Annotated in this window: 15 protein-coding genes and 2 pseudogenes; 2 read left to right on the top strand and 15 right to left on the bottom strand. The window is 60.0% G+C overall.

What is annotated here, in order from left to right:
* Positions 1–168 precede the first annotated feature (168 nt).
* From mnmA to G5195_RS15150, 11 genes and pseudogenes are all read right to left on the bottom strand, one after another.
* A complete protein-coding gene (mnmA, locus tag G5195_RS15100; protein WP_005353619.1) occupies positions 169–1,275 on the bottom strand; it encodes a tRNA 2-thiouridine(34) synthase MnmA in 1,107 nt (368 codons plus the stop codon).
* 156 nt (positions 1,276–1,431) lie between these two features.
* On the bottom strand, positions 1,432–1,923 hold the full coding sequence (locus tag G5195_RS15105; RefSeq protein ID WP_416032416.1) for an NUDIX hydrolase: 492 nt from the start codon (positions 1,921–1,923) through the stop codon (positions 1,432–1,434).
* Entirely contained in the window at positions 1,923–2,846 is a 924-nt protein-coding gene (rluE, locus tag G5195_RS15110) for a 23S rRNA pseudouridine(2457) synthase RluE (RefSeq protein ID WP_421222811.1), read from the bottom strand. Before rluE ends, G5195_RS15105 begins: the two co-directional genes overlap by 1 nt.
* Positions 2,847–2,952: 106 nt before the next feature.
* Positions 2,953–3,720, bottom strand: coding sequence for a PTS sugar transporter subunit IIA (locus tag G5195_RS15115; RefSeq protein WP_421222813.1), 768 nt, complete (start codon positions 3,718–3,720; stop codon positions 2,953–2,955).
* Positions 3,720–4,025 (bottom strand): PTS fructose transporter subunit IIB, encoded by a 306-nt coding sequence (locus tag G5195_RS15120; RefSeq protein WP_005334611.1) that lies wholly within the window; start codon positions 4,023–4,025, stop codon positions 3,720–3,722. Before G5195_RS15120 ends, G5195_RS15115 begins: the two co-directional genes overlap by 1 nt.
* Before the next feature lie 219 nt (positions 4,026–4,244).
* Positions 4,245–5,651: a hexose-6-phosphate:phosphate antiporter gene (gene uhpT, locus G5195_RS15125; protein ID WP_421222814.1), complete on the bottom strand. Its 1,407-nt coding sequence runs from the start codon at positions 5,649–5,651 to the stop codon at positions 4,245–4,247.
* A 614-nt stretch (positions 5,652–6,265) separates the two neighbouring features.
* Positions 6,266–8,173, bottom strand: coding sequence for a PTS fructose transporter subunit IIABC (locus tag G5195_RS15130; RefSeq protein WP_421236271.1), 1,908 nt, complete (start codon positions 8,171–8,173; stop codon positions 6,266–6,268).
* A 535-nt stretch (positions 8,174–8,708) separates the two neighbouring features.
* On the bottom strand, positions 8,709–9,485 hold the full coding sequence (locus tag G5195_RS15135) for a phosphotransferase family protein (RefSeq protein WP_266134038.1): 777 nt from the start codon (positions 9,483–9,485) through the stop codon (positions 8,709–8,711).
* An 11-nt stretch (positions 9,486–9,496) separates the two neighbouring features.
* Positions 9,497–10,012, bottom strand: coding sequence for an AAA family ATPase (locus G5195_RS15140; protein ID WP_216951773.1), 516 nt, complete (start codon positions 10,010–10,012; stop codon positions 9,497–9,499).
* Positions 10,013–10,043: 31 nt separating this feature from the next.
* A pseudogene (locus G5195_RS15145) lies at positions 10,044–10,142 on the bottom strand (GNAT family N-acetyltransferase); the annotation flags it as partial.
* Between the two features lie 65 nt (positions 10,143–10,207).
* On the bottom strand, positions 10,208–10,471 hold the full coding sequence (locus G5195_RS15150; protein WP_216951772.1) for a hypothetical protein: 264 nt from the start codon (positions 10,469–10,471) through the stop codon (positions 10,208–10,210).
* A 274-nt stretch (positions 10,472–10,745) separates the two neighbouring features.
* Between G5195_RS15150 and G5195_RS15155 the strand changes: the two are divergent.
* Positions 10,746–11,018, top strand: a pseudogene (locus tag G5195_RS15155) (transcriptional regulator); the annotation flags it as partial.
* A gap of 83 nt (positions 11,019–11,101) precedes the next feature.
* Here the strand turns inward: G5195_RS15155 and G5195_RS15160 are convergent.
* Entirely contained in the window at positions 11,102–12,034 is a 933-nt protein-coding gene (locus G5195_RS15160; RefSeq protein ID WP_421236272.1) for a LysR family transcriptional regulator, read from the bottom strand.
* A 520-nt stretch (positions 12,035–12,554) separates the two neighbouring features.
* Here G5195_RS15160 and G5195_RS15165 point away from each other — a divergent pair.
* The gene (locus tag G5195_RS15165; RefSeq protein WP_421236277.1) at positions 12,555–15,656 is read left to right on the top strand and encodes a hypothetical protein; all 3,102 of its coding nucleotides are present in this window, start codon (positions 12,555–12,557) and stop codon (positions 15,654–15,656) included.
* A gap of 96 nt (positions 15,657–15,752) precedes the next feature.
* Here G5195_RS15165 and ruvC read toward each other — a convergent pair whose 3' ends face one another.
* The 3 genes from ruvC to G5195_RS15180 form a co-directional block, all read right to left on the bottom strand.
* Positions 15,753–16,274: a crossover junction endodeoxyribonuclease RuvC gene (ruvC, locus tag G5195_RS15170; RefSeq protein ID WP_005334512.1), complete on the bottom strand. Its 522-nt coding sequence runs from the start codon at positions 16,272–16,274 to the stop codon at positions 15,753–15,755.
* A gap of 115 nt (positions 16,275–16,389) precedes the next feature.
* On the bottom strand, positions 16,390–17,439 hold the full coding sequence (locus tag G5195_RS15175) for an efflux RND transporter periplasmic adaptor subunit (protein WP_421236273.1): 1,050 nt from the start codon (positions 17,437–17,439) through the stop codon (positions 16,390–16,392).
* 15 nt (positions 17,440–17,454) lie between these two features.
* Positions 17,455–20,517 carry an efflux RND transporter permease subunit gene (locus G5195_RS15180; protein ID WP_421236274.1) on the bottom strand — a complete coding sequence of 1,021 codons (3,063 nt, stop codon included), beginning with the start codon at positions 20,515–20,517 and terminating at the stop codon, positions 17,455–17,457.
* Positions 20,518–20,565: the final 48 nt, after the last annotated feature.

Consider the following 20,565-nt stretch of genomic DNA (forward strand, 5'->3'; position numbering starts at 1 on the left):
TCCGGCCTGGACGTTGCCAATCATGTATCGCTGCTTTGTGCTGTTTTGTCTTTGTCCCCTCTCCCTCAGGGAGAGGGTCAGGGTGAGGGTGGTTACCCCCTCATCCCCAACCCTTCTCCCGCGAGGGGAGAAGGGAGTACAGCGCGGACGCTCGTGAGCGCCCAGCCCTTAGACCGGATGGCTGAAACGTTGTTCGATGATGCCACCGCCCAGACACACTTCCCCGTCGTAGAAGACAGCGGATTGGCCCGGGGTCACCGCAGCCTGTTTCTCGTCGAAGATGACCCGGATGGTCTCATCGTCGATGGGCTGGATCAGGCAGGGGATATCCTGCTGACGGTAGCGGGTCTTGACGGTGCAGCGACGCGGCTCGCGAATGGGAGTGCGATCCACCCAGTGCAACTGGCTGGCAATCAGGCCATCGGAGTAGAGACGGGGATGTTCGCCCTGCGCCACCACCAGCACGTTGCGCTCGACCTCTTTGTCGACCACATACCAGGCCTCTTCGGTGGCATCTTTGCGACCACCGATGCCGAGCCCCTTGCGCTGGCCCAGGGTGTGATACATCAGCCCCTGATGCTCGCCAATCACCTTGCCATCCACGGTCTCGATTTTGCCGGGCTGGGCGGGCAGGAACTTGGCCAGGAAGTCCTTGAACTTGCGCTCGCCGATAAAGCAGATGCCGGTGGAGTCTTTCTTCTTGGCGGTGATGAGATCGAGCTGCTCGGCGATGCGGCGCACCTCGGGCTTCTCCAGATCGCCAACCGGGAACAGGCTCTGACCCACTTGCTTTTCGCTCAGGGTATAGAGGAAGTAGCTCTGATCCTTGTTGGTATCGAGACCGCGCAGCAGGCGCGGGCGGCCGGTGCTGTCGTCACGGCGCACATAGTGGCCGGTGGCGATGTAGGTGGCACCCAGCTCTTCGGCGGCAAATTCGAGGAACGCCTTGAACTTGATCTCCTTGTTGCAAAGGATATCGGGGTTTGGCGTGCGGCCAGCCTTGTACTCTTCGAGGAAGTGTTCGAACACATTGTCCCAGTACTCGGCCGCGAAGTTGATAGTGTGGAGTTTCATCCCCAGCTTGTCGCAGACGGCCTTGGCATCAGCCAAATCCTGGGCGGCAGAGCAGTACTCGTCCGTGTCGTCTTCTTCCCAGTTCTTCATGAACAAGCCTTCGACCTGATAGCCCTGCTGCTGGAGCAGGTAGGCCGAGACGGAAGAATCCACGCCGCCGGACATGCCGACGATCACCTTGATTTGGCTGTTGTCTGTCATTAGTCGAAGTTACCAGTTCGTTTAAACGGGGCGTATTCTACCAGAGTTTTGCGCCCCCGGTCACATATCCATGCCGCAGTTCCCATCAGGAGCCTGATAGCAGGAAATCGTTTTTCTGTTATTGGCCAGCGTGGCCGTAAAGAGTATCAAATGGCCTCAGATAAAGGCCTTGAGGGCCGAGAGTGGCAGCCGTGTCCCCGCCAGATAATCCTGAATGCACTGCCATACCAAGGGGCTGCGCAGGGCCGGTTTGCATTCCGCTATTTCTTCCAGAGTGAGCCAGTGGCAAGCCAGCACATCGCCGTCAGGATCCTCTGGATGGTGCTGACCCGGCGCTTTTTCAAGGTCGAAGATGATGGCGGTGCGCACATAGGTGGCCTCGCTGTCGGCCGGTTTGTAGAGATAGGTGCCAAGCCAGGCGGTGGGCGTGGCGGTCAGTCCCGTCTCCTCTTTCAGCTCGCGGCAGGCGGCGGTGAGCAGATCTTCACCGGCCTCCACATGACCGGCGGGCTGGTTGAAGCGGCGCTGGCCCTTGATCTCCTCTTCCACCACCAGAAAGCGCCCCTGCCACTGCACCAGCGCGGCGACCGTCAGGCGCGCCTCCATGCGGGCGTGGCTGGTGGCCGATTGCTCTGCCTGATTGCTCATCATGACTCCTTGTCGCTGCTATTGGGATTGCCCGTACGGGCGGGTCTGCGTGCCGTTCCTCGCCCGCTGCTGCGGGGTTTGCCGCCGGTCGGGTTCGTGGCTGCGCGCTCGGTTGGGTGAGTGTTGCGGGGGCGTTCGTCCCGTCTCGGCTGGCTGGCCCGCCGTGGCGCATCCCCTGCCGGTTTGGCCGGTTTGGCGGTATGAGCGCCTGAACGAGATGAGGAGGGACGCGGGCGGCTGCTGGAGCTCGGCACCAGCTCGGGGGCGGGCAGGCTGCGGCTCTCGCCGGGTGCCAGACCATCTAACGTCCAGTCGCCGATGGCGTAGCGAATAAGGCGCAGGGTGGGGTGGCCGATGTGGGCGGTCATTCGCCGTACCTGGCGGTTGCGCCCCTCGATGATCTTGATCTCCAGCCAGCTGGTGGGGATCTCCTTGCGATCGCGGATCGGCGGATTGCGCGGCCACACCGCAGGTTCATCCATGATGCGCGCCCCGGCGGGCAGGGTCATGCCGTCGTTGAGCTCCACGCCGGCGCGCAGGGCGGCCAGTTTCTCCTCGCTCGGGATCCCCTCCACCTGCACCCAGTAGGTCTTGGGGGTCTTCTCCCCCGGCTGGGTGAGGTGCGCCTGCAGCTTGCCATCGTTGGTGAGCAGCAGCAGCCCCTCGCTATCGCGGTCAAGCCGCCCTGCGGCATAGATGCCGGGCTCGCTGATGTAATCCTTGAGGGTCTCGCGGCCCGCCTCGTCGGTGAACTGGCAGAGCACCATGTAGGGCTTGTTCAGCAGGAACAATTTGCGATCCGCTGGGGCCAGCTCCGGTTTGCGGGGGGATGCATGGCGAGGTGCGGCTGGTTTGACCGCCGTGCGCGGGGCGTTATCGCGTGGCGAACGGCTGACAGAGAGACGGGGGCGGGGAGATTTCATCGGATACACACTTCAGACAGACGATGGCAGCGAGTGTACCACAGGGTGCTGAGGGCAGGATGAATGGCTGTGGCGTCACAACAAGCAGTGCCCAGAGCCAATTCGCCTAGCTCAGCAGGCTCTCGATGACGATAGCCTGACGGGCGGGGGCCGAGCCCGCCAACAGCAGGGCGTGGCTAACCACATCGTCGATCATCGCCTGCGCCAGTCTAGTGAGGGGGCGCAGGGTCTCCCGTCCGCTACCAACCGGCACCGCCAGCAAAATGATGGTCTGCACCGGCCCGAGCTGCGAGCCCCACTCGATGGGCTCCTTGCAGCTAAGCAGGGTCAGCGCTGGCTGGCTGATCCCTTCGCTCAAAACATGGGGCATGGCGAGGCCGGGGCGGATGATGGTGGCTGAGACCTGCTCGCGCCGACTGATCGCCTCCTCCAGCGCGGCTCTGTTGCTGACCAGCTCGGCGGGCAGCAGATCGATCAGATGCTCGAGCGCTTCGGCTTTGGTCAGCGGTTCGGGGCTGTAGGCCAGCTGGCGCAGGGCAAAATGGTAGTCGGGCAGAGCGTTGGTCAGTCGCAACTCCGCCAGCGCGGCGGTGCGCGGGCGCACCAGCGGTTGACCCAGCTCCCCGCACCAGCAGGTAAAGGCCATGTGGGCCAGTTCGGCATCGCATCCTTCAATTTGCAACTGGCAGAGATCGCCGGGCTGGGTGGCGAGGGTCAACAGGGAGAGCTGGTTGCTGGCGGCAACGGTCTGACGCCGGGTGAGGTTGGCGCAGCGGATGGTGGATTTGAACATCCCCGCCAGCCGGTTCAACTGCTTGGCCTGGGTGATGCTCAACCCCTGCTGGCAGTAGAAGGTAATTTCGCGGGTCAGCATCAGGCCGGGATCGGCAGAGCCTTGAGTACGGCGTTGGCATCCAGCAGCACGGTTTCCAGTCTCACCTGATGGATGGTGCAGCCAAGGAAGCGCTCTTTCTGCTCAATCTCGATATCGGAGGCAATCAGCACCAGGTCGGCGCTGGCAATATCGCGGGCGGTCAGCATGTTTTCCATGCCCATGGCGCCCTGAGTCTCGACCTTGATCTTGAGTCCCAGCCCAGTGGCGGCTTTTTGCAGGGCATCGGCAGCCATATAGGTATGGGCAATACCGGTCGGGCAAGCGGTGACGGCGACGATCTTCATCTGCTCTCTGTGATGCTGACAAGGGGGAGCAACAAGATAGCGCCAGCGGGGGGCTTTTACCAAAAGCGCATATGAAAAGTGGGATCTTGATGGGGATATGCCTGCCCCTTGAACGGCAGTGCAGGCTCATGCCGGGCCAGTCGGGTGTCTGGTTGCTCCAAACAACAAGGGCCACCCCTGTGGGTGGCCCTGAACAATCTGCGTCTGTTGTTATGGCTATCAGGCGGTCTGGGCGGCCAGCTCGGCGGCTTTCAGTTCGCGCTTGATGCGGCGGATCTTGCGCTCTTCGGCGACCGCGACACAGCCCATCAGCACCAGACAGGCGGCTGCTGCGATATCCAGCGCCGCGAAGGTGCCGGTCCAGCCGGTCAGGCCGAAGATGGGGGTGCCGTCGGCGATCATGCCCAGACCCAGTTTGGCGAAGCTGTCACCGATGAGGTAGGCGAAGGTGCCCTTGACGCCATCGGCCACGCTGATCCCCTGCTTGGGTACGAAGCCCACGGCGGCCACGCCGATCAGCAGTTGCGGACCGAACACCAGGAAGCCCAGCAGGAACAGAGAGCCCAGGAACATAAACTGGGTGGTGGCGTGCTGGTAGAGCCCCAGGGTGGCGATGATCAGCGCCAGCGCCACGCAGGCCACCAGACCACGGCGACCGTTGGCCAGATCCGAGAGGTAACCCCACATCAGGGTACCGACCAGGGCGCCCACTTCGAAGAAGGTAAAGCCCTGAATGGCCACGTCCTTGGAGAAGCCCAGCTCCTGGTGGGCGTAGACGGTGGACCACTGGTCGATACCGATGCGCACCACGTAGAGGAAGATGTTGGCGAAGCAGAGCAGCCAGATCACCTTGTTGAGCAGCACGTACTTCACGAAGATCTGCCACTTGGTCAACTTCTGCTCTTCGGTGGCAACGTCTTCTTCGCTCGCCACTTCGTCAAACAGCTCTTCCACCTTGCCCAGGCCGTAGGCCTCCGGCGAATCGCTACCAAAGCGCAGGCCGACAAAGCCGACGATCAGCGCGATGATGGAGGGGAAGATGAACATGCCGAGCACGTTGCCATCGAACAGGTAGTTGGCACCGAACAGCGCCACACCGGCCGCACCGGCGCCGCCCACGTTGTGGGAGAGGTTCCACATGCCCAGATAGGTGCCGCGCTTGTTGCGAGGGGTCCACTTGGTGATGGTGGAGTAGCTGCAGGAGCCACCACAGCTCTGGAAGAAACCGCTCAGGGCATAGAAGAAGATCATGAAGTAGAGGCTGAAACCGGTGCCGCCCATGCTGGCACTGAAGCCCAGCATGCAGAGCGCGGAGAGGATCAGCATCAGCGGCAGGAATTGCTTGGTGTTCTTGCCGTCGGCGTAGTAGGAGACGATGGTCTTGCCCACCCCGTAGGTGATGGAGAAGCCAAGACCGATCATGCCAAGCTCGGTCATGGAGAGACCGTACTCCTGGATCATGTCATTTTGCGCAATGTTGAAGTTCTTGCGGATCAGATACATGGTCAAATAGCCAATAAATACAACCAGATAAGATTGCATAAACGGCTTGAACCAGAGCTTGCGCCGGGCTTCGACCGGCAGGTCCAGGGTGGGGACCCGGACCTGTTGGAGCAATTTCAACATCTTCGTTCATCCTCTGCGAGATAGACGGTATTTCCGCCGCGCCCCTCATTTGTAGATAGGTTGTTCGAGGTCACGCCACGGAAGGGGGAACGGAACATCGGGGCTGTCAGCCGTTGCAGCGCTCGACGCTCCATCCATATAAACCCGGGCCCGGCACGGGATGACGGGGCACATTGCCCGTCGCGGTGCGGGTCACGACATCAGGTGAGGTGACTCTAATAAGAGGGGCAAAAAATGGCTTGAGAGCCATCCCTAGTGGGGCTAGGAAATTTTCCTAGTTTTTGCGCTTTCGCGGACAAAGCGTGAGAAACATCACACCGCTGATGCCGGATTGCTGCCATTTCAGCCAGTTTGGCGCTTTGTGCGAGTGCTGGGCTGGGCTTGGCTTGGCTGGGATGGGGAGGTGGGATGGATTGGCCAGAAGGTAGCCAGGGAAAGGTAAGGGGAGAAGTTAAGGGAAAAGTGAAGGGAAAAGTGAAGGGAGAGGGCTGATTGACCACCAATTCTCAGGTGGCGATATTGGGGAAAGGCCCGTCAGCCATCCCAAAAACAAGAGGCCACCCCGTGGGGTGGCCTCTTGTCATGTTTTACGAGCCGCGATGGCGAGGGGGCACTCAGGCCGCCTTGGCCAGAGTTACCTCATCACTCTTTTTGACCCGCAGTTTTTTCAGGGCAACCGCCACCACGCCGGTGACGATGGCGCCGCAGATCATGCAGAGCAGGGCCAGCAGCGGCTTGTTGACGGCGCCCAGCAGGGCCACGATGGGGCCACCGTGGGCAACGCTGTTGGTGATGCCGAACAGGAAGGCCATCACGGCGGCGGTCATGCTGCCCAGAATGTTGGCCGGGATAACGGCCAGCGGGTCACGGGCGGCGAACGGAATCGCCCCTTCGGAGATTCCCACCAGACCCATGGCACCGGCGGCTTTGCCCGCTTCGATTTCAGAGGCATCGAAGATACCGAGCTTGCGACCGAGCACGGTCGCCAGCGACATGCCAAGAGGGGCAGCCGGGATGGCGCAGGCCATGGCACCCATAAACTGGGTCTGACCGGAGGCGATCATGCCGACGGAGAAGAGGAAGGCCACCTTGTTGACCGGGCCACCCATATCAAAGCCCGCCATACCACCCAGCACGATACCCAGCAGCACCAGACTGCCACCGCTCATGGAGAGCAGCATGGCGTTGAGGCCAGTCATCATGTCGGCAATCGGGGCACCGATGATGAAGATGAATACCGCAGCGATAAAGAGCGACCCGACGATGGGGGCGATCAGGATCGGCACCAGCGGCTGCACCATCTTGTGGTACTGACGGGTGGCGATCCAGCGCACCAGATAACCGACCAGGAGGCCCGCGATGATGGCACCGATAAAGCCGGTACCGGCATCAGCGCCGTAGAAACTGCCGTTGTTGGCGATCCAGCCACCGATAAAGCCCGGTGCCAGCGCCGGACGATCACCGATGGCGTAGGCGATATAGCCCGCCAGAATGGGGATCATCAGGGTGAAGGCGGCCACGCCGACGTTGAGGATCTGGTTCCACATGCTCCCTTCCGGGATCTGCATGCCGCTCGGGGTCGGGTTGCCGCCGATGGCGAGTGCCAGCGCAATCAACAGACCGCCGGTCACCACGAACGGGATCATGTGCGACACACCGTTCATCAGGTAGCGATAGAGATCGGAACTACCACCTGCGCTCTTCTCTTCACCTTTTTTATCTTCTTTGCCAGCCACATAGGCGGGGGCTTTCAGGGCCTGCTCGATCAGACCCTTGCCATCCTTGATGGGGGCTTTCACGCCGGTCTTGATGAGCGGCTTGCCAGCGAAGCGGGCCATGTCCACCTGCTTGTCACAGGCCACCACGATGGCGGTGGCGCGGGCAATCTCGTCTGCGGTCGGGCTGTTCTTGACGCCGATGGAGCCGTTGGTCTCCACCTTCACCTCATAACCCAGCTCCTTGGCGGCGCGCTCCAGCGACTCGGCCGCCAGATAGGTGTGGGCGATACCAGCCGGGCAGCCGGTGACACCGATGATAAAGCCCTTGCTGGTGGTCGGGGCCGCGCTCTGCTCCTCTTTCTTGGTCAGCAGCAGCGCCAGCGCATCGGCCGGGGTTTTTGCCGCCAGCAGTTTGGCGATAAAGCCCTCTTCGATCAGCTTGCCGGAGAGCTCGGCCAGCACTTCGATATGGTGGTTGGCGCCGCCATCGGGGGAGGCGATCATAAAGAAAATGTGGGACGGCTTGCCATCTTCGGCGCCGTACTCGATGCCGTTGCGACTGATGCCGATGGCGACCGCCGGATTGCACACCGCCGCACTCTTGGCGTGGGGCAGGGCCACGCCCTCTTCAAAGCCGGTGTTACCCAGATCTTCGCGGGCCCACAGATCCTTGATAAAGGCCTGCTCGTTGCTGACCTTGCCTTGCGACGCCAGCAGGCGGGCCATCTCGGTGAAGACCTCTTCCTTACGCGTCGCTTTCAAATCGAGGTTGATCAGATGTTCATTGATCAAGGTGGTGATCATGGCGCTCTCCCCGCTTCCGGTGACGGAAGCTATGCGTGAGTACGTATCGACGTACTGGATAAAAATGACCTGATCATTATCGCGGCTCACCCGCACCCTCCCTATCGGACAAATGTGCTAATCACTGGATTTTTGTGCGCAGCAAAACGCGATGTGATGAAGATCCCGTTTTCAGGCAGGACTCACCATTTTCAGGTTATTGCTAATTTTGTCTTTAAAAACAAATAAATGGATTGTGACTGGTCTCGTAACCAGGTTTGTAATGCATCATGTCAATAAATTAATCACCAGCGGGGTCTGGATTTATATGTGGTTTTAAGGCGTTATAAAATGTGACATTTCTCACAAAAAGTCGCAGTTTCGTCGGGCGGATTAGGATTTTTATGCGCCTGATGGCGGAGGCCAATCGCATTGGCTGGGCGAGCGCAGAGGGGCGTTGTTTGGGAAGAAAGTGTGGTGGCAAGAGAGGGATGGCTGAAAAGAGATAGGTTATAACGCGAACGTCCGAATACGCTCCGCTATTCGAACCTACGGATTACACAATATGCGCCACCGACTCCAGCCAGTTGGGAACTTGTTGCCGATACCACTCCAGATATTGCTGTGCCTGCGGCTTCTCCCTTCTGGTCAGCAGATTGGTGACTTCAATAATCAGCCAGCACTTGGCCATGACGAGATGGCGCAGCAACCGGTCGCCAGAGAGCAGCGAACTGTGGCACAGATAGCGTTCAATGATGGTTTCATATTCAGCCAGCGAACCCATCCGCGGCACCAGCGGGGCCAGATCGATGGCCGGACTGCCATAACCAAATCGCTCCCAGTCAAACAACACCAGCTCACCATTGTTGCGGGTGCCCCAGTTGCCCTCATTGCTGTCTCCCGAAATCAGGCATGACTCCTCGAATAGTTCGTGACCAAGTTGCTGGATATGGCGGATCTTCTCGTTTACCGCTTCCGGCAGGCAGAGTACAGAGAGCGCCTCGTTGGTGTCGACGAGCGACCAGCCGTGAGTTTTCACCGCAAAGTCGGGCTGATAGTTGGCGTTATGCAGGCTGGCCAGCTGAGCAAAGGTCTGTTCGTTGTGGTGCAGCTGCGTGAGCGTGACCGGATGAGGGATCTGCTCAAGGAACAGGGTCTCCCCTTCGACCTTGAGCAGGGTAGGAGTGTTGAGCCCGCTCAAATGAAGTGCGGCGCGTTGGTAGAAATGGCGCTCGACAGGCGATGCGCCGCTTTTTCTGATACAGGGTTTGCCATCCAGCAGCTGGATACTTACCGAAGCGCCCCCCATTTTCGCCAGCTCCTGTTGCGTCATCCTCTACCCCGTTAGCTATGAGTGGTCAGTTGCGTGAGATAGCTATGTACCTCTGTGCGAGTCGTGAAACGGTGCTTGTCGTTTGGGAATCGATCAAACAGCTCGTGATGGAATTGGCGGGAGCTTTTGCCGGCTCGCTGCCCATATTCCGATGCCCACACCAGCAGTTGTTGAAAGCTCTCTTCGGCTGCTACGGCATCCCGTTGCCTGGCACTTTGTGATCCACGCGATAGCAGTGAATCACGGCATACTGACCAGTCGAGATCCAGAAAAAGCAGGGTATCGGCGGCATCAAGCAGTTGCTCGGCCAGGGCACCAAATACCCCTTCGACCACCCATGATGGCTCTTGAGCAAGTGTTTGAATGGCATGATCAATCTCATGCTGGGGCCGTTTTTGGTTAAACCCGCCCGGTTGCCAGACGATGGTGTCCAGATTGACCTCGCGGATAGTTAACCCCTCAGCCAATCGAGCTGCCAACCAGCTCTTGCCCGATCCAGAGTTGCCAATAATCAGAATTCGTTTCATCTATGAGCGCTCTTTTCTGGAACAGATATCTGGAGGCTGGAAAGTAGGGGGCAATGCGCAGCTCTGCGGGATCGGCCTCCAGCAGCAGCGCTAGCGGCAGTTGGTCGGGGTTCGTCTCGACAAACGTCATCTTTATTTCTCTTTTATCCCGCTCTGACGGTCCGTGGTGCGCCGTCCTCTGGGCCTGATGGTCACTCAATATTCCAGAAACTTCTCGCCGCAGCGCTCGCAGATCAGGTGCTTTACATGGGTGGCCTGGTAAGCCAGCGTTTCGCCAAACGCCCAGTTGGTAATGCTGCTGGAAGTAAAGGCTTGCCAGAAGGCTTTGCGCGGATCCTTGGGCATGATGTCCTGGCTATGATCGCGGGCGACCAGCACCACGATATGGCGGGTACGCTCGCCACATTTGTCACAGCGATGGATTTCACTCGGTGGGTTCTGGTCGTGCGGGTTGCTCATAAAGAGGCTCGTGAAGAGAGTGGACGCCCATCATATCCCTCTCCACTTGGCTCTCAATCTCTCCTTGCCAGCGCAGTGAGCAGGCTCACATTTTGCGCCCCCTCTTTGTTATTTGCCCGCGCGCCGCAGTCGTGTGCCTCTGGTCGATGCCCGCTTTTGCGGTTTGCTGGTGAGTGGTGATGATATGGCGGGTGGGGCGAGCTCGGGTTGCTGCATCTGGGTCAGCAGCCGCCTTGCCGTCTGACGACCGATTCCACGGGCCGCCTATCTGCAGCGGCTCAACGCGGCTTTCCCCGCCATCGACTATCGGGTGCCCGAGGGAACCTATCTCGCCAGGATTGATTTGAACGGCCTTGGCATCGACACCACCGAACGGATGGATGCGCTGCAAGCCTTGCTGGTGGAGAAATACCGGGTCGCCATCATGCGCGGCGACACCTACGGCCCGGAAAGCACAGGTTATATCCGCCTCAACGTCGGCTGCCCGCGCTCGAAGGTAGACCAAGGGCTCGACGCCCTGATCGGTGCGCTGGGGGAGGTGAGGTAAGGGCTGGGATATCTGGCTGGATGAGGCGTTGACTCATCCAGCCCGAGACCTTGATGGAGGCGTTGGGCTCAGTTATTGCTGGCTCAGAAGGTGGCGATTAAGGGGCTGTTGTAAGTGACCTGAGCTTGAATGTCCTGGCACAACATCTGAATGTGGGGCTCATCGTTCTTCTCGCGAGGGATATAAATACCGATAGTCCCCTTGTTGTACTCTTCGCCCATATTCAGCTGGCCAATACCGAATCGGGAAAAATAACCGGCCATGCTCACCGGATAAGGCATGACAGCATTGCTATTATTGACAATATCAATGCTGGTGAGTATGGAGTTGCTACTATAAATGATTTTGTCATTCAACTTCATGGCGGCGCGTTCCTGTTTTTTTCGCGCCAAATCATCGACCAGATGAAGATATTTATCCTCATCCGGCGTCACCAGCAGGCTCGGATAATCGACCAGATCCTGCTTGCTGCATATTTTCCCTGTGAGGGGATGGCCCGCTCTGACAAATACCCCATCGTGAGAAATAAATAGCGGAATAAATATCAGGCTGTAATTTTTGGCCAGCCCGTGAATTTCATGTCCGAGAAACAGGTCGATATGATTGCCCAATAGCAGATCGAGCAGGCGCAGATGGTTGCCGACTTCAATATTGATGGCGCAGGATGGGTTGGCTTGCTGATAGCGGGCGGTGACAGGTTGCAATACCGGTTGCCACCACGCATGTCCGGTGCCCACGCTTAGCGGCCGAGCGGTGCGTTCGCGCAGGGTAGCAAGCTGCCTGAGGGTATCATCGTAGATCCGCTGCATTACGCGAGCCTGCTCCAGCAGCAGCTCTCCGGCAGCGGTGAGCGTCACTCCGCCCGCGTGCCTGACCAGCAAGGTCGTCGCCAGACTTTCCTCAAGTTTTCTCATGTTGTGCGTCAGCGTCGGTTGGCTGAGCCCCATTTGCCTGGCTGCCAGACTGACATTTTTGTGGGTGGCCACTTCAATAAATTGTCTTAGATGCTTGTCCACGAACATGGCGTCCGGTTATGGGCGGGTGGTGCGCCAAGCTAGTGTAATCACTCGGGGCTGTCAATTATTCCCCTTTACTGACTGGCTATTTTTATGTGGCTCCCTTCACGTTGTATTCAAATCATTTTTACCGCTTGATAGCCGGTTTGGTGCGGTGGATCACGTAATTTCATCTGGTTATAGATGTTATCTATGCCGATGGTGACGTGGTCTATTTTTCTGGCGAATACTGACCACGTAGACTGGCAAAAACAGTTTTACTCAATGCTGTTTCAATAACAAAACAAAAAAGTAACGAAGGGAATATATGAAAATTCGTCCATTGGCATTATCTGTGGCGTTATGCTGCGGCGGGGTTCTTTTGTCCGGTTGTAACGACAGCTCATCCAGCGGCAACGATAACGGAGCCAAACCCGAGGTGAAGGCGCCCTGGAATTTTGATCTCTATATGGTCGGTGAATTTAGCGGCTGGGGTCGTGAGGAGAAGTTCAAACTGACCTTCAAGGAGGGCGTCTATCGTCTGGACAACCTGAAAATGAACTCGGGTATGTCCCCGTTCAAAGTGGCCGGTCCCGAATGGACCAAATATCCCGATTTTTCTGCAGATTCCCGCAAGGAGACCAGCATCTTCCCCGGTCAGGTCTATCCCATGTACTACCAGAACAACGGGCAGAACAACCGTCTGGTGGTGACGGAAAAGGGGTTGCTCGACATTCAGGTCAAGGTGACCAATGCCGATCTGGCTGCACCGGCCATCGAGTTTTCCATGGTGCGTGATGACCCCAATTACAGCGAGAGTCTCTATCTAAAAGGGATTGATGGCAATCTGGAGCCTGTCCTGCAGATGGTCTATCAGGGGGACAAGCAGTATGTGATGGTGGCCAAGCTGACTGTGGGTGAGCACAAGATAAAGATTGCCTCCGCTCAGGAGGGGATCGGCTTTGGGCTCAATGGCGTCATTGCATTGAACAACCCGGTCAAGATGCAGCGCTGCGATGCTCAGTGCCCGTTGGCAACCGTGCGGGTAGAGCAGGAGGGGTATTACAAGTTCCTGCTGGATGCCAGCCAGGATGAGAATGCTCCTCTGTTGCAGGTCAGCGTTGCAGGCGATAGTGATTTTGGCATGATCAATCCCCATGAAGGGCATGAGCTGATCGAGAAGCGCGAGTATGAGACCTATAAGCCCGGAGTGACGGAAACGGCCACCTTCTCGGTCAAGCGGGCCAGTGACGAGTATCGTAGCTATGCGCAGTCGACCACTCAGGAGTTGCGTGATCCGGGTGATAGCTTTACTACCTATCAGGAGCAAGCGGATCTGCCCCGCCTGCGCTCCGGCAACATGGTGTTTGATGCCCTGTTTGCGCTGGCTACCCACGAGATGCGCCAGAACAGCGTGGCTCAGGTCAAGGATGGCAGTTACAACGGGGGTCAGGCGATCCCGTGCGACTGTTTTGAAACCGGCGCCAAGTGGCATTACGTCTGGACGCGGGATCTCTCCTACGCCACCGATCTGGGGCTGGGGGCGCTTGATCCCATGCGTGCGCGCAACTCCCTGCGCTTCAAGCTCTCTGATTTCAGAGCCGAGCTGACAAGCGATCTGGACAGCTTGATCCCGCAAGGACGTCAGATCATTCAGGATACCGGTACCGGGGGCAGCTGGCCCATCAGTACCGATCGCATGAGCTGGGCCCTGGGGGCCGAGCGGGTGCTGGCCGCCCTGCCTGATGCCGAGCGCAGTGCGTTCTTGCCCGAGGTGTTTGAAGGACTGAGCAACACCATAGAGAGTGATCGTCTGGCCGCCTTCGATAGCGCAGATGGTCTCTATGTCGGCGAGCAATCCTTCCTCGATTGGCGCGACCAGACCTATGCCAAGTGGATCACCGCCGATATCGCCCACATCGGCATGAGCAAATCTCTCTCCACCAACGTGACCCACTATCAGGGGTTGCTGCTGGCCGCGCGGGTGGCGAGCGAACTGGGGCACGATGAGCTGGCGATCCGCTATAACCAGTGGGCGGGTGAGCTGAAACTGGCGCTCAATCGTGCTTTCTGGCTGGCTGACGAGAAGATGTATGCCAGCCTGATCAACACCAGTACCGATCAGAGCCCGGCCTACAAGTTCGATCTATTGGGGGAATCCCTCGCCATTCTGGCCGGTGTTGCCGATGAGGCGCAGGCCAAAGAGATCATCAGTCGCTATCCCATGGGCCCTTATGGCGCGCCGGTCTACTTCCCGCAGCAACCCGATATGCCGGTTTACCATAACCGCGCCATCTGGCCCTTCGTCTCCGCCTACGGGCTGAAGGCGGCGGCCATGGTGCAGAACGTTGCCGTGGTCGATCACCATATCGACTCCCTGATGCGCGGCGCCGCGCTGAACCTCTCCAACATGGAGAACCTCGAGTGGCTCTCCGGTGAGCCCTCCCTGATGGATCTGACCCATCCCGATTTGACCGGGCCGGTGATCAACTCCCAGCGCCAGCTCTGGTCTGTCGGGGGCTACCTTGGCATGGTGACCGACACCACCTTCGGCTACAAGGTGGAAGAGGGGGGGATCCGGATCAAGCCGTTTGTCACCGCTCACTTGCACAAGCTAATGGGGGCCAAGCCCGAGGCTGCACTCAAGGGATTGAACTATCGTGGCAAGCAGATTGACATAGTGCTGCAACTGCCGGAGCTGGGCGGGGAGGGTAGTTACTATCCGGTACGCAGCATTACCCTCAATGGCGCCCCGGTGGGTGAGCAGATAAGTGAAAATATGCTGGCCCCTAGCAACCGGATTGAGGTGACGCTCGGTGCCGCCGTGGCTGATGATCAGGGGATCCGCCTGATCAAGGATGTGGCGCCGCTGGATGTCGAGAACCGGCAGGTGTTTGCACCGACCGAGCCGACCCTGCTCGGGGTTAGCGAGCAGAGTGGCAAGCTGGTTGTTGCCCTGCAGGATAGTGTCAACAAGGGGGCGCTCAGCTACAACATTTATCGGGATGGCAAGCAGGTGGCCTCCGGGCTGGATCGTGCGACCAACTGGGTCGACGACATGGTGTTACAGCCGGGCCAGGCCTATTGCTACAGTGCCGAGGCGGTCTATCCGGAGTCCGGCAACCGCTCCCATCATGCCAAGCCGGTTTGCTATCAGCCTGCGCTGCAACATATCGCCATCGATGGGGCCAACGTCTCCCATACCGGCAGTGTGAGCGCCGCCGATGGGGCCATTCCCGTCCCTTACCTCAAGGATTGGGGCCGCCCCGACGACAGCTTGCTGGTGCAGGGGGTCAAGCTCGATGGCAAGCACGCTATTCGCCTGCAATACAGCAATGCCCAGCATGCCATCAATCTGGGGGTGACCAACGGGGTGAAACGGATCTCGATGCTTAGTGGTGGCAAGGTTGTCGCCAGCGGCATGGTGCAGATGCCCCATGTGATGAAAGAGGGCGACCTCAAACCGTTGCGTGACTCGACGCCGTTCGTGGTGGATCTGCCCGCCGGAGAGTATGACATTCGAGTGAGCGATTTTTACAACATGAGTTACCTGAAGGCGAACGACACCTACAACGATGCAGGCGGTCAAAAGGGGGCGGTCAATCTGATCGATCTCGCCAGCATCACCATTTCGGCTCGCTAAGCGCTCAAACAAAACGGCCAAACAAAACCGCCCCGGAGATCCGGGGCGGTTTTTTTATTTAGCGATACTGAGATGAGTCGTGGACGACACAAGGGCTCAGCGATAGCGGCCACGTACCGAGCTGCTGGCGCGGCCGGCCATCTTGATCAGGCTCTGGCGGGTGTGCAGGTGGCAGAGCGCGACGCCGAGGGCATCTGCTGCATCCGCCTGCGGGGTGGCGGAGAGTTTCAGCAGATGGGTCACCATATGCTGCACCTGCTCCTTGGCGGCACCGCCGGTGCCGACTACCGCCTGCTTGATCTGGGTGGCGGAGTATTCGCTCACCGGCAGGTAGGCATTGACTGCTGCGACGATGGCGCTGCCCCGGGCCTGCCCCAGTTTCAGGGCCGAGTCGGCGTTGCGGGCCATAAAGACTCGCTCGATGGCAAACTCGGTGGGCTTGAACTGGGTGATGATCTCGCATACCCCGTCATAGACCTGTTTGAGGCGCTCCGGCAGCTCGCCGCAATCGGTGCGGATGCAGCCAGAGCCCAAGTATTCGGCCTTGCCGCCCACGACCCGGATAACCCCGTATCCGGTGATCCGCGAACCCGGATCGATGCCCAAAATAATGCTCATGGGTGTTGATTGCTCTAAACGCGAGTGATGGCCGCCAAGATAGCAAACTGTGGCCCGTTTGGCTGTATGTCCCGGGCCAAGCGGGTAAAGATTGGCCAGCCTACGTCGGGCGTGGTTAGCCCTTGAACAGCGCTATGGTGTCGCCATCCTGCAGGCTGCCGGCACCGCGTACCACCACCCGGTCCCCCTGCTTGAGGGCGCCGCTCACCGCCACCTGCTGGCTGTCGCCAAACAGCACGGTGACCGGCACCCGATTCACCTTGAGCGCCTTGCCGCTTCGCGCCACCTGATAGACCACGCTGCCATCGGTGCCGAGCACCAGGGCATCCCGGGGCAGCAGCATGCTCTGTTGCTCCCCCAGTGGCAGGGCAACCCGCACCGGCGAGCCGATGATGAAGGTGCCCGCTTCCGGTTTGAGGCGCAGCTCGATGAGGCGCGACTTGGGATCGGCGCTGGCGGCTCGCTGGTAATAGACGCCATGACCGCTCAGCTGCTCCCCCTCCACCCGCAGCCGGGTTTGTGGTGCCAGCTGCTGGGCCCATAGAATGGGGGCTTGCAGGCGGATATCCGGCTGATCCGGGTTGACCAGCTCCAGCGCCTGCTCGCCCGCGTCCACATGCTCGCCGGGCTGGATGAAGTGGTTGTTCACCACCCCGTCGAACGGGGCATAGATATGGCTGCGGCGCAGCTGTTCCTCAATCAGGTTCACCTGTATGGCGGCCAGCCGCTCGGCCAGCGCGGCCTGCTCCACATCGTAACTGGCCTTGTCGTACTGGCTTTGGGAGGCGCTCTTTTGCTGGTGCAGTCGGGTGATCCGTTGGGATTCGGCGCGGGCGAAGCGCAAGTTGCTCTGCCATTTCGCCTGCTCGGCGCGAGCCTGCTCCAGCGAGAGGCGCAGTGCCGCGCTGTCGAGGCGCAGCAGCTCGTCCCCTTTTTTGACCCGGCTGCCAAATTCGGCGATCCACTCCACCCGGCCGCTCACTTCGGCGCTTAGCGCAGCTTGCTGGCGACTCGCCACCGTGCCGCTGACCCAGATATTGGCGGCCGCATCCCCTTGGGTCACATCCGCCAGGGTCACCATCTTGCCCTGATCGGCCAATACCGGTAGCGCACTGCCTGCAATCAGCGCAGCGCCAGCCAACATTCGGGTAATCATATGTGTCATCGATGAGCTCCTTGCTCAGGCCCGCTGGCGCAGGGGTTGTGGGATCGCCACCTGCTCCCCGAGACGCAGGAAGGCAGGCAACAGGATCAGGGTAAACAGGGTACTGCAACTCATGCCGCCGACAATGACGGTGGCGAGCCCGCGGTAAATTTCGCTCCCCTCACTCGGGCTCAGCATCAGCGGCAGCATGCCGAAGATGCTGGTGAGGCTGGTCATGGCGATGGGGCGCATCCGGCTTTGCAAGGCATCAGCCACCGCCAGCTGACGGCTCATACCGTCCCGTTCAGCGGTGCGGGTCTGATGCACCAGCAGGATGGCGTTGTTGACCACCAGTCCCAGCAGGATGACAAAGCCGATGATGGTGAGCAGGTCCATCGGCAGCGGCACCAGCAGCCCGCTCAGTTGCAGCGCCAGCACGCCGCCAACCGAGGCAAGGGGCAGGGTGAGCAGCACCAGCAGGGCATCCTTGATGGAGGCAAACACCCCCCACAGCAGCACCAGCAGGATCACCACGGCGAACAGGAAGATGGTCCCCAGATTGTCGAGCGCCTGTTGCAGGCTGTCGGCATTGCCGGCAATGCGCAGCTCGCCACCGGCGGGCAGCAGGGGGCGGATGGCGGCAAAACTGCGGTTTTTCAGGGTGTCGATCACCTGCTCCATGGTCATGCCCGCCGGGGGCGCTATCTGCAGGATGATGCTGCGACGCCCATCGGCCCGGAAGATACTGGCCGGGCCCATGTCGTGCTCCACCCGCAGCAGCTCGCCAAGGGGGACGATGCGCCCGGAGGGGGTGGCCAGCGGCACTGCCTTCAGTTCGTCCGGATTGGCGGAGCTCTGCCCCATCAGCATGATGTCGAGCCGATCCTCGCCGTCGAAATACTCGCCCACTCGCAAGCCGTCGCCAAAGGTCTGGATAATGGTGGGCAGGGGCGTGCGATCCCAACCCACTTCGGCGAGACGTCGATCTTGCGGCACCAGTTTGAGCTCGGGGGCGGTGAAGTCGAGACTCGGTTCGGGCCGGACCTGTGCTCCTGGCAGGTCCTTGCTGAGGATCCCCATGCTGGCACGGGCCGCCTGATAGAGCTCGGGCAGGTTACCCCCCTGCAGCAGCAGGGAGACGCCGTTCTCGCTGTCAAAGCCGCCAAACAGCGACCCCTGACCGCCGAACACCCGGGTGTCGGGAATACCCACCAGCAGCTGTTTCATCAACAGGCTCTCCAGCTCCTTGATGCGGTTTTCGTCTTTGGGGCGCACGCCAATCTGGGCGCCCCCCGGGTAGCGCAAGATGTAGTAGTTCTTGAGGGCAGGCTCTTTCTCCCCCTTCATGTAGGGGGCGAGGCGGGTGATCAGGGTATCGATCACCTCTTCGCGCTGGGCCTTGAGATTGACCCCGGGGGTGAAGTTCATCCAGACATCCACCGCGTCCCGTTTCACGTCCGGCAGATAGTCCATCTTGGGCAGCAGCGCCCAGGTGGCCAGTGTCGGCAGGCTCATCATCAGGGTGATGACCGTCCAGCGCTGGCGTGAGGTCGAGGTCCAGCGGATCACATGACGAGTGGTGCGCTGCCACAGCGACTCATAGGGATCGGTCAGCGTTTCATGTCCCATCCAGCGCGCCGCCACCGCGGGCAGCACGGTGACGGCGACCAGCATGGAGACTGTCACGGCGCAGGCGATGGTGAGCGCCAGATCGGCAAACAGCTGACCCTCCACATCGTTGAGCAGCAGCACCGGCAGGAAGATGGCGACCGTGGTGAGGGTGGAGGCGACCAGCGCCGTCCACACCTGACGGGTGCCTTCAAGCGCTGCCTCCGCCTTGCTCAAATCCCCCCGCTCGTGGCGCCGGTAGATGCTCTCCAGCACCACGATGGCGGCGTCGAGCACCATGCCGACGGCAAAGGCGATGCCCGCCAGCGAGATGATATTGAGGGTGCGATCCATCACCTTGAGCAGGCAGAAGGTGAGCATGATGCTGATGGGGATGGCGAGGGCAATCATCAGGGTCGCCTTGAGCTGGCGCAGGAAGAGCCAGAGGATGGCACAGGAGAGCAGCACCCCGAGCCCCAGGTTGGCGGTGACCATGCTGACGGCGCGATTGATGTAGAGGGAGGCATCGAACGACTGCTCCATGTGCAGCCCGACCGGCTCCAGCACCTCGCGGTTGAGCTCGTTCACCCGAGCCTTGATCGCCTCAAGGGATGCCAGGGCATTGGCGCCGCTCTCCTTGAAAATCTGGGCGGCGATGGCGGTATTGCCGTTCTGGATCCGCAGCACCGGGTTCTCTTCCCGGGCCACCCTTACTTCCGCCACATCCCGCAGATAGATGGGCAGGCCATCGCGCCAGTCCACCACCTTGTCCCCCAGCGTCTCGACATCATAGCGACCGGCGAAGCGCAGCTTGTACTCCCAGCGCCCGATGTCGAGGGTACCGGCCGACACGTCCCAGCCGGTGGTGGCCCGGCTGGCCAGCACCGGGATCTCCACCCCCAGCTCGGCGGCGCGGTAGGGGTCGAAGCGGATCTGGATCTGGCGCTCGTTGATCCCCTCGACTGCGACAGTCGAGACCCCTTCGATGCGCTCCAGCTCGGGTTTGACCCTCGCCTCGATCAACGCCTGATGATCATCGATCACCCCCTTGGCGCCGGGCAGCTGCTGGATGAAGAAGAAGGTGAGGGTATCGTTGCTGCTGTAGTTGTTGACGTAGGGGCCGCCAATCTTGTCCGGCAGTCCCGAGACCCGGTTCAGTCGCGAAATCACGTCGAGTTGGGCCCGCTGCATGTCGGTGCCGAGGGCAAACTCCATATCGATTTCGGTAAAGCCGGGATAACTCTCGCTGGTGAGGCTCTTGAGCCCTTGCACCCCCTGCATCTCCTGTTCGATGGGGTCGGTGATCTCCGACTCCATCTCCTGGGGCGAGGCTGAACGCCAGCTCACCGAGATGTTGAGGTGTGGACGGTCGATGTCGGGGAACAGCTGGATCGGCAGTCCCCGGATGCTGAGCAGGCCCAGCAGGAAAATCAGCACGATCGAGACCGCCACCCAGATGGGGCGTTCGATCGCCGTTTTGGCGAGGTTCATTCACTCTTCCTGAGTTGTTGTTATCGGCCATTCCGCTGGCCTTGCTTC

It is taken from the genome of Aeromonas sp. 601039, assembly GCF_049174415.1.
GTDB classification, from domain to species: domain Bacteria; phylum Pseudomonadota; class Gammaproteobacteria; order Enterobacterales; family Aeromonadaceae; genus Aeromonas; species Aeromonas veronii_A.

Excerpts from the sequence above, each read along its gene's own strand:
- mnmA (WP_005353619.1), bottom strand. The coding sequence starts at position 1,275 with ATGACAGACAACAGCCAAATCAAGGTGATCGTCGGCATGTCCGGCGGC.
- G5195_RS15105 (WP_416032416.1), bottom strand. The coding sequence starts at position 1,923 with ATGAGCAATCAGGCAGAGCAATCGGCCACCAGCCACGCCCGCATGGAG.
- rluE (WP_421222811.1), bottom strand. The coding sequence starts at position 2,846 with ATGAAATCTCCCCGCCCCCGTCTCTCTGTCAGCCGTTCGCCACGCGAT.
- G5195_RS15115 (WP_421222813.1), bottom strand. The coding sequence starts at position 3,720 with ATGCTGACCCGCGAAATTACCTTCTACTGCCAGCAGGGGTTGAGCATC.
- G5195_RS15120 (WP_005334611.1), bottom strand. The coding sequence starts at position 4,025 with ATGAAGATCGTCGCCGTCACCGCTTGCCCGACCGGTATTGCCCATACC.
- uhpT (WP_421222814.1), bottom strand. The coding sequence starts at position 5,651 with ATGTTGAAATTGCTCCAACAGGTCCGGGTCCCCACCCTGGACCTGCCG.
- G5195_RS15130 (WP_421236271.1), bottom strand. The coding sequence starts at position 8,173 with ATGATCACCACCTTGATCAATGAACATCTGATCAACCTCGATTTGAAA.
- G5195_RS15135 (WP_266134038.1), bottom strand. The coding sequence starts at position 9,485 with ATGACGCAACAGGAGCTGGCGAAAATGGGGGGCGCTTCGGTAAGTATC.
- G5195_RS15140 (WP_216951773.1), bottom strand. The coding sequence starts at position 10,012 with ATGAAACGAATTCTGATTATTGGCAACTCTGGATCGGGCAAGAGCTGG.
- G5195_RS15150 (WP_216951772.1), bottom strand. The coding sequence starts at position 10,471 with ATGAGCAACCCGCACGACCAGAACCCACCGAGTGAAATCCATCGCTGT.
- ruvC (WP_005334512.1), bottom strand. The coding sequence starts at position 16,274 with ATGAGCATTATTTTGGGCATCGATCCGGGTTCGCGGATCACCGGATAC.
- G5195_RS15175 (WP_421236273.1), bottom strand. The coding sequence starts at position 17,439 with ATGACACATATGATTACCCGAATGTTGGCTGGCGCTGCGCTGATTGCA.
- G5195_RS15180 (WP_421236274.1), bottom strand. The coding sequence starts at position 20,517 with ATGAACCTCGCCAAAACGGCGATCGAACGCCCCATCTGGGTGGCGGTC.